Here is a 15,029-nt window from a genome sequence, read left to right on the forward strand (position 1 = left end):
CCTACCCCCCCCCCCCCCCCCCCCCCCCCCCCCCCCCCCCCCCCCCCCCCCCCCCCCCCCCCCCCCCCCCCCCCCCCCTCCCCTCCCCCCCCCCCCTCCCCCCCCCCCCCCCCCCCCCCCCCGTCCCCCCCCGGTGCGCCCGGCCCCTCCGGCCCCACCACGGGCCCGGTCCCCGGTACCTCGTCGCTGACCCCCGACCTCGACAGCATCCCCGGGCTGGGCGGCCCCGGCCCCATGGGCCCCGGCACCCCCGGTGGCGTGCCGCCCCGGCTCTCCGACGACACCGCGATCCTGACGCCGCAGTCCCCGGCACCCGACGCGGGCCCCGGCGGCCACGTCTCGGGCGACACGCTGACGAGCGGCATCCCCGTGGTGCCCGGCGAGCCGCGCTCGACGTTCCCGGGCGGACCGAACGGCCCCGGTGGCGTCTTCCCGGGCGGCCCGGGCTCGGGCGGCGGCCCCTTCGCAGGGAGCCCCGGCGGCTCCGGGAGCCCCTTCCCGGGAGCCCCCGGCGACGGTGACCCGTTCGCGGACGGGTCCGGCGGCCCGGGCGCGCCCACGACGCCCCGCCCCGCCGCCGCGCGCCCGCAGCCGACGCCCGCGGCCCCCGCCAAGAAGGGCCGCTCCAAGCTGGTCCTCCTCGGTGTGGCCGCGGCCGTGCTGCTCGGCGTCGCCTACGGCGCCGGGCTCCTACTGAACCACTCCGAGGTCCCCAAGGGCACCACGGTGCTCGGGGTCGACATCGGCGGCGGCACGAAGGAGGAGGCGGTCGTCAGGCTGGAGGCCGCTCTCGGCGAGCGGTCCCGGGCCCCGCTGACGCTCTCCGTGGACGGCAAGGAACAGCAGCTGGACCCGGAGAAGGCCGGTCTCACCCTGGACAGCCAGGAGACCGTGCGCGGAGCCGCGGGCAGCGACTACAACCCGGTCTCGGTGATCGGCTCGCTGTTCGGCGGGGCGCGCACCGCGGACGCGGTGATCCCGGTCGACGAGGAGAAGCTCGGCGTCGCGCTGAACGACCTGGCGGGCACCGCCGGTTCGTCCCAGGACGGCACGATCCGGTTCGAGCCGAACAAGGCGATCGCGGTCCCGGGCAAGCCCGGCAAGACCCTGGACGTCGGCCAGTCGCTGATCTCCGTCCGCGACGCCTACCGCGCCCAGGTCCAGACCGGCCGGCCCAAGGTGGTCGAACTCCCCGTCACCACCCGGGAACCCACCATCACCCAGGCCGAACTGACCCGGGCGATGAAGGAGTTCGCGGAGCCCGCGATGTCCGACCTGATCACCATCAAGGCGGGCCCGAAGCAGATCCAGTTCGGCCCGGCGAGGTCGCTGCCGCAGATCCTCTCCATGAAGGCCGTCGACGGCCGACTGGTCGACGTCTACGACAAGAAGGCGATCACCACCCTCCTGGACGGCGTCTTCGACGGCATCACCGCCGTCAAGGCCGACGGCCGGCAGCACCCGGTCGACGCGGACGACGTGGCCCAGGCGATGAAGACCGCCCTCACCGGCAAGACCCCGGCCGAGCGCACGGTCACCATCGACCTCACCGGCGAGGGCTGAGCCCCGCCCGTACGCTCGACGGCCCCCGCCCGGACCCCCCGGACGAGGGCCGTCCGCGTTTCCGCCATCCGGGCAGGGACCCCCGTCCCCGCCCGCGACCGGGTGAACCGACACCCCGTCTCCCGCGTCCGGTGGTCGCCGCCAGGCCGGACCCGGACGCGCGGGTGGGGGGCGTACGGGGGACCATGGGGCCATGAGCCCGCCCGACGCCGGTCCGCCGCGCCCGGCCCGTGACGACCGTCCGGCCTCCGGTATCGGTCGGCACATCAAGGTCTGGTTCCGTTTCGTGCCGCGTGAGGGCTGGCTGCCGTACGACACCGAGGGGCTGTGGGCGACCCGGCTGAGCGCCGACACCGCCCGGGTCGCCAACGTGCCCTTCCTCCAGGACGGGGTGGCCGAGGGCGAGACCGTACGGTTCACGACCGACGCGGACGGTGTGCACTGGGCCACCGGGCGGGTGGCCGAATCCGGCAACTGCACCGTACGCGTGCTGCCCGTGCCGGACGGCCCTCTCGGGCGGGACGCCCGCGCCGTGCACGAGCGGTTCGCCCCGTTCGGGCTGGGCGGCGAGGTGTTCAGCGCGGACTTTCCGCTGGTCGCGCTCACCGTGCCCGAGGGTGCGGACCTCCGGGCGATCAAGGCGCTGCTCGTCCGGGGGAGGGACGAGGGGTGGTGGCACTTCGAGGTCTCGTGCGCCACGGAGGCCTGGCGGGAGGCGTGAGGAGGGGGTGGGCCTGGAGCCGGGCAGTGGGGGCCGACGGCAGGTGGTGGGGGCGCCCGGGAGCCTCCCGCCGGCCGCGCGGCGCCCCGTGCACGGCGTCCTCGACGGAGTCGGGGGTGTCCTGGCCGGTCACGAGGTCGTCGTCTCCTTCGTGTTACCGGTACGAGGTGATCCGTCCCCCGGCAGTCCGCCCGCCGGGTCCGCCCCGCGTCCCGAGGGTCTCCCCGCCCGCAGCCCCGGCGCCAGGGCCAGCGTCACCGCCACCGAGAGCGCAGCGACCGCCGCCATCCCGGTCCCCGGCGAGGTCAGCTGGGCGATGGACCCCGCGACGGCCGCGCCCACGCCCTGCATCGCGAGCATCCCGGAGGAGCTGAGCCCCAACGCCTGACCGCTCAGCTCCCCGGGCGTCAGGGCCATCAGCCGTTCCTGGAGCAGCAGGCTCGCGCTGAAGCCGACGCTCGCCAGCACCACCGCCACCACCGCGACGGGCAGCCCCGGCTCCAGGGCGAACACCAGGTAGGGGGCGGCCAGCAGCAACCGCAGCGGACTGCCGAGCCGGGCGCGCCACCGCCCCGGAACGAACCGGCCCACCAGCGTGTCCCCGACGAGCATCCCCAGGGCCCCGCAGGCGAAGAGGAGCCCCGCGTGCCCCGGCGCGTACGCGATGTACAGGGACTCGCACCCCACGACCAGCCCGTTGGGCACCCACAGGGCGAGGTACACCGTGCGGCGGGGGGCCAGGGACCAGAGCGCGGCGTTGGTCCGCCAGGTCTCCCGGACCGAGGCCCGGCCGGTGGCGCGGGGCGGCCGGGCGGCGAGCCCGAACCGGGCGAGGGCGGCGGCCACGACGTACAGCGCCGCCCCGACCAGCAGCGTGCCGCGCGCCGAGAGGACCCCCACCAGCACCCCGCCCACCGCGAATCCGGCGATCTGCATGGTGCCGACCGACATGTTGAGCACCGAGCGGCCGAGCAGGAAGCCCTGCCGCGGCAGGATCTCGTTGAGCAGCCCGTACCGCACCCCGCCGCCCAGCGAGGAGGCCACCCCGAGGGCCAGGAGGACGGCGAAAGCGGCCCAGAGGGGCAGCCCGGGGACCGCCTGTACGGCGGTGCCGAGCGCGAACAGCAGCGCCAGGCCCGTCAGTGTGGCGCGCGGCGGCAGCCGGTCCGCCGCCGAGAGCAGGGTGAGGGCCCCGGCCACCTGGGCCAGGGACGGGCCGAACATGGCCAGCGCCGACAGCAGCGGGGAGCCGGTCGAGGCGTAGACGAGGGTGCCGAGGGCGAGACCGGTCGCGGTCTGCGCCGCCACCTGCACGGAGGCGGTCGTGAAGAGAGGGAGGAACTCCCGGGTGCGGAAGAGTTCGCGGTAGGTGCGCATCAGCGGAGTCTGCGAGGGCGGTCCGCGGGCTGGTTAATCTTTCGCGTACAGGCGAAACGTCGAGGCCTGGGGGTGCCCGTGCGGCGGCGGTCGGCGGTGGAGCCGCGCGCGGACGCCACCCGCGCACGCCTCCCCCCAAGTCACCCGGGAGCACCCATGGGCTGGTGGCAGATCAGCACCGACACCCTCGCGAGCAGCCGCTTCGTCGTCTCCCCGCTCGCGGAGACCGTGGCGAGCCTGAGGACCCTGGAGCGGGCCACCGCCGCGCATCCGCGGGAGCGGGCCTGGCTGGAGCGGTGGCTGCCCGTCTACCGGCGGCTCCAGGCCGACGACCCGCTCGCCGCCCGGATCGTCCGTGCCGCCCTCACCCCCCGCTGGAGCGCCGACTTCCTCACCCCTGCCCCGGTCCCCCCTCCCGCCGGGCAGGAGCCGGACCCGTTCGCGCGGGAGCTGAGGCGGGTCCGGGCGACGCCGCCGGAGGTGGCCCGCGCCGATATCGCCGTGAGCCTGGGTGGGCCGCTGCCCGCCGCGCTGGACCGGGACGACCTGGCGCAGCGGAGCGCCGACCTCCTGGAGTGGGTGTGGACGCGGACCGTCGAGCCGGAGTGGCCCGCCCGGCGCCGGGTGCTGGAGGCCGATGTGATCGCCCGGGCCGCCCAGTTGGGCCGGGGCGGCTGGGCGCGGGCGCTCGACGGGATGCGGCCGGGGATGCGGTGGCTGGGGGAGAGCCGGCTCCAGATCAACACGTACGACAACCCGCCGCGCGAACTCGTCGGCGCCCAGCTGGTGTTCGTCCCCGTCACCGCCGACGCGGGCTGGGCCTGCTGGGACATCCCGCACCGCTACGGCGTGGTCTACCCCTGCGCGGGCGCGCTGGCCGACCCCGGGCGCGCACCCGTACCGCAGGCGCTCGGCGCGCTGATCGGCCCGGCCCGGGCGGGCGTTCTGGTGCTGCTCGCCTCACCGCTCTCCACCACCCAGCTCACCGCGCTGACCGGGCAGGGGCTGGGCTCCGTCGGCCGCCATCTGCGGGTCCTGCTGGACGCGGGGCTGGTGCGCCGCCGCCGGGACGGACGGTCCGTGCTCTATTTCCGTACGGCGGCGGGGGACGGGCTGGTGCGCGCCGCGGGCTGAACGCGCCCGGCGCGCGCCCCCGTCCGCAGCTGGGACGTCACCGGCGGGCGATGCGCTCCGCACGGGTCGAGCGCATGTATGAGTCGTGACATCGGTGACTGTTGGCGACGCTCATCGTTATGACAATTTCTCTCTCGCCACGGAACGCCGAGCGAGGGGAATGTCGTGAACCCGGAGTACGCCGCGTACTGCCAGGCGGACCGCCGCTTCTACGACGCGCCCCACCGTTCCCTCGAAGCCGGCGCCGAGGAGCGGGCGTTCTACGCCCCCGTCCGCGGCGGAGCACCCGAGGGGTGGACCCGCTCCCGGCGCGGTGACTGGCTCTCCTTCAGCCCGGACGGGCTGCGGCTGCCGGCCCAGGGGTGGAAGCTCCACATATCGGCCGCCGCCGACAACGCGGAATCGGTGCTGGAGCGGGTCGCGGCCCACTGCCTGGCCCACCGGCTGCCCTTCAAGTGCGTGCCCTCTCCGGCCCTGTTGGCCCTGCGGAACTCCAAGTACGCGGACCGGGCGGGCAGCGGCAAGTTCATCACCGTGTACCCGCACTCCGAGGAGGCGTTCCCCGAGGTGTGCGCCGCGCTGACGGAGCTGCTGGAGGGCGAGCACGGCCCGTACATCCTCAGCGACCTGCGGTGCGGGAACGGGCCTGTGCACACGCGGTACGGGGCGTTCGCCGCCCGCTTCTGCACGGGCCCCGACGGGCGGCCCGTCCCCGCCGTGGCCGATCCGCAGGGGCGGCTGGTCCCCGACGACCGGGGCCCGGCCTTCCGGGTGCCCGCCTGGGTGACCCCGCCCGACTTCCTGCGCCCGCACCTGGAGGCCCGCGCCGCCGTGGGACTCGGGGACGTCCCGTACACGGTCGAGAAGGCGCTCCACTTCTCCAACGGCGGCGGGGTCTACCTCGGCCGGGACACCCGTACGGGCGAGCAGGTCGTCCTCAAGGAGGCCCGCCCGTACGCCGGACTCGCCGCCGACGGGGCGGACGCCGTCGCCCGGCTGGAGCGGGAGCGGACCGCGCTGGAGCGGCTGGCGGGGCTGGAGTGCGTACCGGCCGTGCACGACGCGTTCGAGGTCGGCGGCCACCACTTCCTGGTCCTCCAGTACCTGCCGGGCACCACCCTCAACACCGTCTTCGCCCGCCGCTTCCCGCTCGCCCGGCGCGACCCGGCCCCCGAACTGCTCGCCGAACACGCGGCGTGGGCCGAGGAGGTGTACGGGAAGGTCGAGCACGCCGTCGAGGCCGTGCATGCCCGGGGCATCGTCATCAGCGATCTGCACATGAGCAACGTCATGGTCGACGAGGAGTCCGGCCGGATCGCCCTGCTCGACTTCGAGGCCGCCTCCCCGGCCGCCGACCGCCGTCGCCAGATCGTCGCCAACCCGGCCTTCGTCGCCCCGCCCGACCGGCGTGGCACCGACATCGACCGGTACGCGCTCGCCTGTCTCCGCCTCGCGCTGTATCTGCCGCTCACCACGCTCTTCGGTATCGACCGGACGAAGGCGGCGGGGCTCGCCCGGGAGATCACGCGCGTCTTCCCGGTGGGGGAGGAGGGGCTGCGGTCGGCGGTGGAGGAGATCCAGCGGGGTGCGGGTGCTCCTGGCCGGACGGATGCTGGTGCTCCGTCCTGTACCGACCCGGGCGCTTCTTCCCGTACGGATGCGGGTGCCCGGCCTCGTACGGGCGCGGGCGATTCCCGTACGGGCGTGGGCGCCGGCGCCTCCCGGCCGCTCCCGCCCGATCCCGGAGACTGGCCGGAGAGCCGGGCCGCGATGGCCCGGGCCATCGCCGCCTCCTGCACGCCCGACCGCGACGACCGGTGTTTCCCCGGTGACATCGCCCAGTTCGCCACCGCGACCGGCGGTCAGTCCTTCGCGTACGGCGCCGCGGGCGTGCTCTACGCCCTGCACGAGACCGGCGCGCCGCGCTGCGAGCCGGCCGAGGAGTGGCTGCTGCGGCAGGCCAAGGACCCGGCCTCCGGCTCCCCGCTCGGCTTCTACGACGGGCTCACCGGCATCGCCTGGACACTGAACCGGATCGGCCGCACCGCCGAGGCCGCCGACCTCGCCCGGATCGTCCTGGACCAGCCGCTGGAGGGTCTGGCACCCGGACTGCACAGCGGGTACGCCGGTATCGGCCTCGCCCTCGACGACCTGGCCCGGACCGCCTCCGCCGCCGAGGCCCCCGCGCTCGCCGCGGCAGCCGACCGCTGCACCGCCCTGGCCGTACGGGCCTTGGTGGACGGCCCGCCGTCCCCCCGCACGGGGCTCCTGCACGGCGCGACCGGAGTGGCCCTGCTGCTGATCCGCCGGTACGGGACCACCGGGGACCCCGCCCTGCTCGACCTGGCCGCCGCCGCCATCCGGCGCGACCTGGACCGGTGCCGGGCCGGGGGCGACGGCGAACTCCTCGTCGTCGAGGGCAAGCGGCTGATGCCCTACCTCGGAGCGGGCAGCGCCGGGATCGCGGCCGTCATCGACGCCTACCTCGCCCACCGCGCCGACCCGGAGCTGGAGGCGGCGGGCCGGGCCCTGCTCCCGGCCGCGCTCTCCGCCTTCTACATCCAGCCCGGACTGCTGCGCGGCTCGGCCGGACTCCTCATGCACCTGGCGGCCACGCCCCTGTGCGCCGCGGAGACCAGGGAGCGGGCCATCCGCCTCCACACCCGCCTGCTGGCCGGTCACGCCCTCACCCACGAAGGCGGACTCGCCTTTCCCGGCGAGCAGTTGATGCGGCTGTCGATGGACCTGGCCACCGGGACCGCCGGCTGCCTGCTCGCCCTGGGCGCCGCCCTCGGCACATCGCAGGGCCCGGCCGTCACCCTTCCCTTCCTCGCCGCCACCGCTCCACCGGTGGCGCATCCCGGCCGCGTGAGCGGCCCCACGGACCGGCTCCTTCAGGGGTCGTAGCTGCACCACCGCTCAACACCCAGCCGGAGCAACGGGTTCCGGTTACCGTCCCAGAAAGGAAACACCATCATGGCGCTTCTGGACCTTCAGGCGATGGAGACCCCGGCCGAGGAGTCCTTCGACGAGCTCGCCACGGGCAGCCAGGTCTCGCTGCTGGTCTGCGAGTACAGCTCCCTCAGCGTGACCCTCTGCACCCCGTGACGCCTCGCCGCCCGGTCCGCCGGTGATCCCACCGGCGGACCGGGCGGCCCGTCCGCCGGTCCCGAGCGGTTCGTCCGCCCGGGACCGGCGGCGTACGTACGGGCGTGCGCGTACGTGCGGACACCCGAAGCCGCGAGCCACCGCGAGACGGAAGGAAGGGAAGACCAGGTGCGGCCGAAACCCCGCCCCCGCCTCCGCCCTCCGGCGCCCTCCGGCGTACGTCGGCTCGCCCGGCGCCACCCGGGCGCCCTCCTCGCGCTCTTCCTCTGCTCCACCGGTGGGGCGCTCGCCGCCCTCGCCCTGCCCGCAGCCCTCGGCCACACCGTCGGCCGGCTCGTCGGCGGCGGGCCGGTGCCCTGGGGCGGGCTGTTGCTCTGCGCCGTCCTGACCCTCGCCGAGACCGGGTTCGACGCGGGCGCCGCCGTGCTCAGCACCAGCACCGGCGCCCGGCTCACCGCCCGTCTCCGCGCCCGCACCACCGCCCGGGTCCTGGCCGCCGAACCCCGCCGCGCCCTCGCCGTACCGACCGGGGACCTCACGGCCCGGCTCACCGCCCGCACCGCCGACGCGGCGACCGCACCCGTCACCGCCGCCGGGGCCGTCGCGGGCGTCCTGCTCCCGCTCGGCGCGGTCGTCGGCCTCTTCCTCATCGACCCCTGGACGGCCGCCGCCTTCCTTCTCGGCGCGCCCCTCCTCGTCGCCCTCCTGCACACCTTCACCCGCCGCACCGCCGACGCCGGGGCCGACTACCAGCGCGCCCAGTCCGTCATCGCCCACCGCCTCACCGAGGCACTCGACGGCGCCGACACCATCCGCGCCGCCCGCACCGGAGCCCGCGAGTACCGCCGCATCCTCGAACCGCTCGCCACCCTGGCGGTCCACGGCCGACGCACCTGGACCGTGTACGGGCGGGCCGCCGGCCAGAGCGCCCTGCTGCTGCCCCTCCTCATGCTGCTGGTCCTCGCGGTCGGCGGACTGCGGCTCCACGCGGGCGCGATCGGCGTCGGGGACCTCGTCGCCGCCTCCCGGTACGCGGCCCTCGCCGTCGGCATCGGCGCCCTCACGGGAGCGCTCGGCGCCCTCGCCCGCAGCCGCGCCGCCGCCCGCACCCTGGACCCGCTGCTCACCCTGGACCCGCTGCCGCACGAGGGGCTGGGCCCGGTCCCCGGCGGCCCCGGCCACCTCGAACTCCGGGACGTCGGCGTCGTACAGGGCGGACGGCAGGACGGGGAGCGGGGCGGAGGCCAGGACGGGGAGCGGAGCGCGGGACAGGACGAGAAGCAGGACGGAAGGCCGCTGCTCACCGGTGTGCGTCTCACCGTCCCCGGCGGCACGTCCCTCGCCGTCGTCGGCCGCTCGGGCTCCGGCAAGTCGGTCCTCGCGGCGGTCGTCGGACGGCTGCTCGACCCGGACACCGGAACCGTCCTCCTCGACGGCATCCCCCTGACCGCCATGGACCCCGCGCTCCTGCGCCCCGAGATCGCCTACGCCTTCGCCCGCCCGGCCCTGCCCGGCACCACGGTCGAGGACACGATCGCCTTCGGGCCGTGGACCGCCGGGCCCGCCGCGGTACGGGAGGGGGCCCGCGCCGCCCGCGCGGACGGGTTCGTCGGGCTCCTCCCGTACGGCTACGCCACCCCGCTCACCGACGCCCCGCTCTCCGGCGGCGAACGCCAACGACTCGGCCTGGCCCGGGCGTTCGCCCACCCCGGCCGACTGCTGATCCTGGACGACGCGCTCTCCGGCCTCGACACCGTCACCGAGCACCATGTCCGCCGCGCCCTCGACGAGCGGGCCGGGCGCTGCACCCGGGTGATCGTGGCCCACCGCCTCTCCTCGGCCGCCCGCGCCGACCAGGTCCTCTGGCTGGAGGACGGCCGCGTCCGGGCGACGGGCCCGCACGAGGAGCTGTGGGCCGATCCGGAGTACCGGGCGGTGTTCCGTACGGAGGCGGACGAGGCGGACGAGGCGAAAGAGGCGGATGAGCGGGCCGAGGCGGAAGGGACGGGACAGGAGGCGGGGACGGGCGAGGCGCTGCCGCGGCCCCGTACGGAAGCGGGGGTCCAGTGAAGCCGCCCCGGCCACCGCGACCGGCCGCACCGAGCGGCCCCCCCTCCGGCCCCCTCACCCGGGTCACCCGTGACGCCCGCCCCTTCCTCCGCGCCCGCACGGGAGTTGTCCTCCGGCTGGCCGGCTGGTCCCTGCTGGAGTTCGTCCAGACCTTCCTGGGCGGCTACGGCGTGGCGAGGGCGCTGGACCACGGCTTCCTCGCCGGGCGCCCGCTCACCGGTCTCCTCTGGCTGGCCGTCGCCGCCGTCGCCGTGCTCCCCGCCCAGCTCGCCACCCGCGGGGTCTTCGGACGCCTCGCGGACCTGGTGGAGCCGCTGCGCGACGGGCTCGTCCGGCGCGCGGTCTCCCGCGCGCTCGTCGCCGCCCTCGCGCACCCGGCCGACACCACCGCCCACTCCCTCTCCCAGGTCACCCACCAGAGCGAGATCGCCCGGGACGGCTGGGCCGGACTCGTCCTGACGCTCAGGTCGTTCGTGTTCACGGCGGCCGGCGCGGTCGCGGGGCTGCTGGCCCTGGAACCGAGGCTCGTGCTGCTCGTGCTGCCCCCGCTCGTCCTGGGCGCCGCCCTCTTCCTGGCCACCCTGGTGCCGATGGCCGCCCGCCAGCGCGACTACCTCACCGCCGACGAGGCATACGCCGCCCACGCGGGCCGGACCGCCGCGGACCTGCGGGACATCGCCGCCGCCGGGGCCGCCGACCGCACGGTGACGGAGTCCCGGGAACTGGCCGACGCCCAGGTCCGCGCGGCCCGTTCACTGGCCCGCTGGTCCGGTGTACGGGTGGTGGCCCTGGCGGTCTGCGGACGCTGTCCGCCCCTTCTCCTGCTCCTCGGCGCCCCCTGGCTGCTCCGCGACGGCCTCACGCCGGGCGCGCTCGTCGGCGCACTCACCTACCTCACCCAGGCGCTGGCCCCGGCGGTCCAGACGCTGATGACCATGCTCTCCACGGTCGGCGGCCGACTGCTGGTGGTCCTGGACCGCTTCACGGACGCGCCGCCGCCCCCGGCCGAGGACGAGGCCGAGGACCACGGTCGCGACCGAGGCGTACCCGCGCACCAGGACGCCCCCGTCGCCGAACTGGACGCCGTCACCTTCGCCTACGGGCCCGCCGCGCACCCCGTCCTGGACCGGCTCTCGCTCACCGTCGCCGTCGGTGAGCACCTGGCCGTCGTCGGGCCGAGCGGCAGCGGCAAGTCGACACTCGCCGCCGTCCTGGCCGGGGTGGAGGCGCCCGAAGCGGGCTCCGTGCGGTGGCTCGGGCGGCCGGTACGGGCGGCCGACGCCACCTCTGTACGGGTCCTGCTGCCCCAGCACGCGTACGTGTTCACCGGTTCGCTGCGTGACAACCTCCGCTATCTCCGCCCCGACGCGACCGACCGGGCCGTCGCCGCCACGGTCGACGCGCTCGGCCTGGCCCCCCTGGTGGCCCGCCTCGGCTCCCTGGACGCCCTCCTTGAACCGGACCGGCTCTCCCAGGGGGAACGCCAGCTCGTGGCCCTCGGCAGGGCCCATCTGGCGGCGCCGCCGCTCATCGTGCTCGACGAGGCCACCAGTCGGCTCGACCCGGCGGCCGAGGCCCGCGCCGAACTGGCCTTCGCCGCGCTGCCCAGCGCCCTGGTGGTCGTCGCCCACCGGCTCAGCTCGGCCCACCGCGCCGACCGGATCCTGGTCATGGACGGACCCCGCACCCGCTGCGGCACCTCGGCGGAGCTGCTGCGCACCTCGGCGCTCTACCGGGACCTGGCCGGGCTCTGGGAACCGGACGAGTCGCTCCACGACGACGGCCGGTCGAACGCGTCGTCGAACGACGCGCCCCGAGGCAGCGGGATCAAATCCATCCCGCCTCCTTCGCCCGCCTGATGGCGTCCACCCGATTGCGCGCGCCGGACTTCCGAATGGCGGCGGCGAGGTAATTGCGGACCGTCCCCTGGGTGAGATGCAGCCGCCCCGCGATACCCGTGACGGTTTCCCCGCTCTCGGCCAGGGAGAGCACGCTCAATTCCCGTGGGGACAAGGGCATGTCGGCCACCTGTAACAGGCTGAAGGCAAGTGACTCGTCGATATGCCGCCCGCCGTCGGCCAGTTTGTGCATGACCTCGGAGAGATCGTCCACCGGCCGGTACTTGTCGATATAGCCGCGGGCGCCCGCCTCATAGGCCCGGCGCAGCCCCCGCGGCCGGTCGCTGCGGGTGAGGACTGCCAACGGGCAGCCCAGGCCTTGTGGTTGGGCCAGCGACCGCATCTCCGCCAGCAGGTCCAGCGTGTCCGGACAGTCGAGGTCGGTGAGGATCACGTCCGGTGCCGGTCCCGAACCGTCGAGCGCCGGGCGTATCGCCTCCCGGTCGGCGGTCGCCACCCTTATTCCCTGCCCCGAGCCGAGCAGGGAGGCCAGCGAAGCGCGCCACAGAGGCACGGTGTGGACCAGCAGAACGGTTGTCATCAAGCTGCCCTCGACATTCTCTCCTGGCGCGCGCACTACAGGCGTATCGCAGAATGCGATGGCGTGTGCGCGTCGGGTGACGGGTCTCCAGTGGAGCGCATGAGCATTCGGGTGCGCCGACGAATTGGCGGATTCCCGTGCCTGATGGGCGCGGATGGGGGCGTTCGGATGTACAGCGGGAGCGCACGGGGTGGTGGGACGGCCGAATCCGGCTGACACGGGCAGGCCGGGGAGTGCCTTTCCGGTCGGAATAGACGCCGAAATCCGGCCGGTCCCCCCTCAGTTCAGCAGCGCGCGAGCCGCCCGGGCCTTGTGCCGGACGGTTTCGGCCGTAGTCGGCTCGATGGCGTCGAGGACCTCCGCGTACTCCTCCATCTCCGCCGCCCCGCGCTGGAACTCCCCGCGCTGGACCAGGAGCTGGGCCCGCTCGTACCGCAGCCGGGCCGGGTGCGAGGGCAGCAGCAGCGAGAGGTCCACGGCCCAGAGGGAGACGTCCGTGCGCTCGGGGCGGGCGGCGGCCCAGGCCCGGATGTTGTTCAGGACGCGCAGTACGGTCTCCAGCGGCCGGGCGGGTGCCAGCATGGACGGCTCCAGCCGGGCCCCCGTCGCCCCGGCCACGAACAGCCCGGCGTCCTCGCCGGTCAGCGGCGCACCCCCGGCGAACGGGTCGACCAGCACCGGCTCTTCCGGATCCCCGAAGCCCACGACGAAGTGGCCGGGCAGAGCCACCCCGTAGACCGGGGCACCGGCCCGCCGGGCGACCTCCATCCAGACGACCGAGAGCAGGATCGGCAGCCCTCGGCGCCGCCGCAGCACCTGCTGGAGGAGCGAGGACTCCAGCCGCTGGTAGTCCGCCGGGGAGCCGCCGAAACCGTGCCGCTCGCCGAGCAGTTCGGCCAGGGCGGCGGCCCAGCCGGCCGGGGAGCGGAGACCGTGGGGCAGCAGCCCGGCGAGCCGGTCCAGTTCGATCTGGGCCGCGTCGATCCCGTACGGGTCGGGGGAGTGCTCACCCGGCCGGACCGGGCGCGGCTCCTCCGGTCCGACCGGGCCCGCCTCCGCGCCCAGCAGCAGACACAGCAGGGCGAGATCCGGCCGCTCGGACCGGGCCTCCTCGGCGAACTGCCGCCGCCGCTCGGCCGTACCGGAATCCTGCGCGCTCATATGCGACCCATGCCCCTGCTCGTCCTTGCTGCCGTACCTCTGCGGCGCCCTGCGGACCCGCCGCCCGTACCGGTCCTGCGGAGCCCCTGTCGTGGCCGCCCTGCCGCCCGCTGCCTCAGCCGTCCCGCCGCCTCCGCCGTGTCTGCGTCCCCGTGGCCCGGCGGACCCGCTGCTCCGCCGTTCCGTGGCCGTCCCGCCGCTCGTTGCCCGGCCGTCCCCACCGTCCCCGCCGCCTCCGGCATGGCCGGGGCCCTGTGGGCCCACCGCCCCGCCTGAACCACTCTCCCGTGGGCGCCCCACCGGGCCCCCCGGCGTTGCCGCTCTGCCCCCGCGCTCCGCTACACGGGCCGGAAGTGGTGGTACCGGTGGTGCGTGGCGAAGCCCATGCCGTCGTACAGCGCCCGCGCTCCCTCATTGTCCTCCTCCACCTGGAGCCAGGCCGCCGAAGCGCCCTCGTCCTGGGCCCGGCGGGCCAGCGCCGCCATCACCGCCGTGGCCAGCCCGCGCCGCCGGTGCTCGGGGGCGACCTCGACGGCCATGAACCCGGCCCACCGCCCGTCCACGACACACCGCCCGATCGCCGCGGGCGGCTCACCGCCACCCGCGCCCCCACCGGCCCCCGCCGCCCCGCCCGCCACCGTGGCGAACCAGACCGACGGGCCGCTGCCCAGCACCCTCAGCACATGGGGGCCGGGGGTGGAGAAGCGCTGGTAGCGGGAGAGCCACGCCCCGTCCGGCTCGCGGGTCAGCCGCACCGCGGACACATCCGCGTCCAGATCACCGACCGGTGCCAGCGCGGCGATCCGCACCTGTGCCGAGACCTCGCGCCGCCAGCCGTGCCGCTCCAGCTCCGCGCAGAGCGCCTCCTGCGCGCCCTCGGCCCCGGTCGCCGTCTGGATGTAGGGGGGCAGGCCCCGCTCTCCGTACCACTGCTCGACCCGCCCGAACGCCTCGCCGAGCGGCAGCCCCGGATCTCCGAGCGGCAGCACGGAGTTGGCGCGCCGGGTGAAGCCGGCGGCGGCGCGCAGCCGCCATTCGCCCAGCGGCTCGCTCTCCACCGGCTGCCAGGCGCGCGCGGTGACGGCGGCCAGCTCCGCGAAGGAGGCCGCCGGGCCCCGCCTGCGGGCCGGGGCGGCGGGCACGACCTTGCCCGCGACCAGGGACGATTCCAGGATGCGGACCGATTCACCACTCTTGCGTGTGATCGCCACCACACCGCCGTCCCATGATGTGAGAACGCCGACCGTGTCAGTGAACTCCGCGCCGGAGCCGCCCCCCGCGGAGCGCCGCCGGACGGAGACGCGTTTGCCCACGTCAGCCGGTGTGATCCGGACTTCCAGCCGTCCGCCCATGGTGAATTCCACAGCTCTGTCCGCCCCTCCTGTTCGGATCGTGCCCGAGAACGGAGATACTAGGTGCGGGCATCGACGACGCCGCGCTCCCGCGCGAGAGCCAA

At 75.7% G+C, this 15,029-nt stretch carries 11 protein-coding genes (1 of these 11 running past the window's edge); 7 read left to right on the top strand and 4 right to left on the bottom strand.

Annotated elements, in window-relative coordinates:
* Together AC0682_RS14915 and AC0682_RS14920 are read left to right on the top strand one after the other, a co-directional pair.
* On the top strand, positions 1–1,563 hold the 3' portion of the coding sequence (locus tag AC0682_RS14915) for a hypothetical protein (RefSeq protein ID WP_478533215.1). The gene continues 366 nt to the left of window position 1, outside the view; the window shows 1,563 of its 1,929 coding nt (coding positions 367–1,929); the start codon falls outside the window, past its left edge; it ends in the stop codon at positions 1,561–1,563.
* A gap of 193 nt (positions 1,564–1,756) precedes the next feature.
* Positions 1,757–2,284: a DUF4265 domain-containing protein gene (locus AC0682_RS14920; RefSeq protein ID WP_478533164.1), complete on the top strand. Its 528-nt coding sequence runs from the start codon at positions 1,757–1,759 to the stop codon at positions 2,282–2,284.
* Positions 2,285–2,413: 129 nt separating this feature from the next.
* Here the strand turns inward: AC0682_RS14920 and AC0682_RS14925 are convergent, their stop codons facing one another.
* Positions 2,414–3,661: an MFS transporter gene (locus AC0682_RS14925; protein ID WP_478533166.1), complete on the bottom strand. Its 1,248-nt coding sequence runs from the start codon at positions 3,659–3,661 to the stop codon at positions 2,414–2,416.
* Positions 3,662–3,817: 156 nt separating this feature from the next.
* Between AC0682_RS14925 and AC0682_RS14930 the strand changes: the two genes are divergently transcribed.
* The 5 genes from AC0682_RS14930 (at position 3,818) to AC0682_RS14950 (ending at position 11,832) form a co-directional block, all read left to right on the top strand.
* Positions 3,818–4,795 carry an ArsR/SmtB family transcription factor gene (locus AC0682_RS14930; protein WP_478533168.1) on the top strand — a complete coding sequence of 326 codons (978 nt, stop codon included), beginning with the start codon at positions 3,818–3,820 and terminating at the stop codon, positions 4,793–4,795.
* A 165-nt stretch (positions 4,796–4,960) separates the two neighbouring features.
* Positions 4,961–7,702, top strand: a complete 2,742-nt coding sequence (gene lanKC / locus AC0682_RS14935) for a class III lanthionine synthetase LanKC (RefSeq protein WP_478533170.1) — start codon at positions 4,961–4,963, stop codon at positions 7,700–7,702.
* A 69-nt stretch (positions 7,703–7,771) separates the two neighbouring features.
* Entirely contained in the window at positions 7,772–7,903 is a 132-nt protein-coding gene (locus tag AC0682_RS14940; protein WP_478533171.1) for a SapB/AmfS family lanthipeptide, read from the top strand.
* 168 nt (positions 7,904–8,071) lie between these two features.
* A complete protein-coding gene (locus AC0682_RS14945) occupies positions 8,072–9,973 on the top strand; it encodes an ABC transporter ATP-binding protein (RefSeq protein WP_478533172.1) in 1,902 nt (633 codons plus the stop codon).
* Positions 9,970–11,832 (top strand): ATP-binding cassette domain-containing protein, encoded by a 1,863-nt coding sequence (locus tag AC0682_RS14950; RefSeq protein ID WP_478533173.1) that lies wholly within the window; start codon positions 9,970–9,972, stop codon positions 11,830–11,832. The genes AC0682_RS14945 and AC0682_RS14950 overlap by 4 nt, the downstream gene beginning before the upstream one ends.
* Here the strand turns inward: AC0682_RS14950 and AC0682_RS14955 are convergent.
* The 3 genes from AC0682_RS14955 to AC0682_RS14965 all read right to left on the bottom strand — a co-directional run bounded on the left by AC0682_RS14955 (position 11,801) and on the right by AC0682_RS14965 (position 14,937).
* The gene (locus AC0682_RS14955; RefSeq protein ID WP_478533174.1) at positions 11,801–12,412 is read right to left on the bottom strand and encodes a response regulator transcription factor; all 612 of its coding nucleotides are present in this window, start codon (positions 12,410–12,412) and stop codon (positions 11,801–11,803) included. The genes AC0682_RS14950 and AC0682_RS14955 overlap by 32 nt on opposite strands.
* Positions 12,413–12,691: 279 nt before the next feature.
* Positions 12,692–13,573 (bottom strand): transglutaminase family protein, encoded by an 882-nt coding sequence (locus AC0682_RS14960; protein WP_478533176.1) that lies wholly within the window; start codon positions 13,571–13,573, stop codon positions 12,692–12,694.
* Positions 13,574–13,911: 338 nt separating this feature from the next.
* A complete protein-coding gene (locus AC0682_RS14965; RefSeq protein WP_478533178.1) occupies positions 13,912–14,937 on the bottom strand; it encodes a GNAT family N-acetyltransferase in 1,026 nt (341 codons plus the stop codon).
* Positions 14,938–15,029: the final 92 nt, after the last annotated feature.

This window comes from Streptomyces sp. NPDC043746 (assembly GCF_056436485.1).

Bases quoted from the DNA above. Each gene is read 5' to 3' on its own strand.
- AC0682_RS14920 (WP_478533164.1), top strand. From the start codon at position 1,757: ATGAGCCCGCCCGACGCCGGTCCGCCGCGCCCGGCCCGTGACGACCGT.
- AC0682_RS14930 (WP_478533168.1), top strand. From the start codon at position 3,818: ATGGGCTGGTGGCAGATCAGCACCGACACCCTCGCGAGCAGCCGCTTC.
- AC0682_RS14955 (WP_478533174.1), bottom strand. From the start codon at position 12,412: ATGACAACCGTTCTGCTGGTCCACACCGTGCCTCTGTGGCGCGCTTCG.
- AC0682_RS14925 (WP_478533166.1), bottom strand. From the start codon at position 3,661: ATGCGCACCTACCGCGAACTCTTCCGCACCCGGGAGTTCCTCCCTCTC.
- AC0682_RS14960 (WP_478533176.1), bottom strand. From the start codon at position 13,573: ATGAGCGCGCAGGATTCCGGTACGGCCGAGCGGCGGCGGCAGTTCGCC.
- AC0682_RS14940 (WP_478533171.1), top strand. From the start codon at position 7,772: ATGGCGCTTCTGGACCTTCAGGCGATGGAGACCCCGGCCGAGGAGTCC.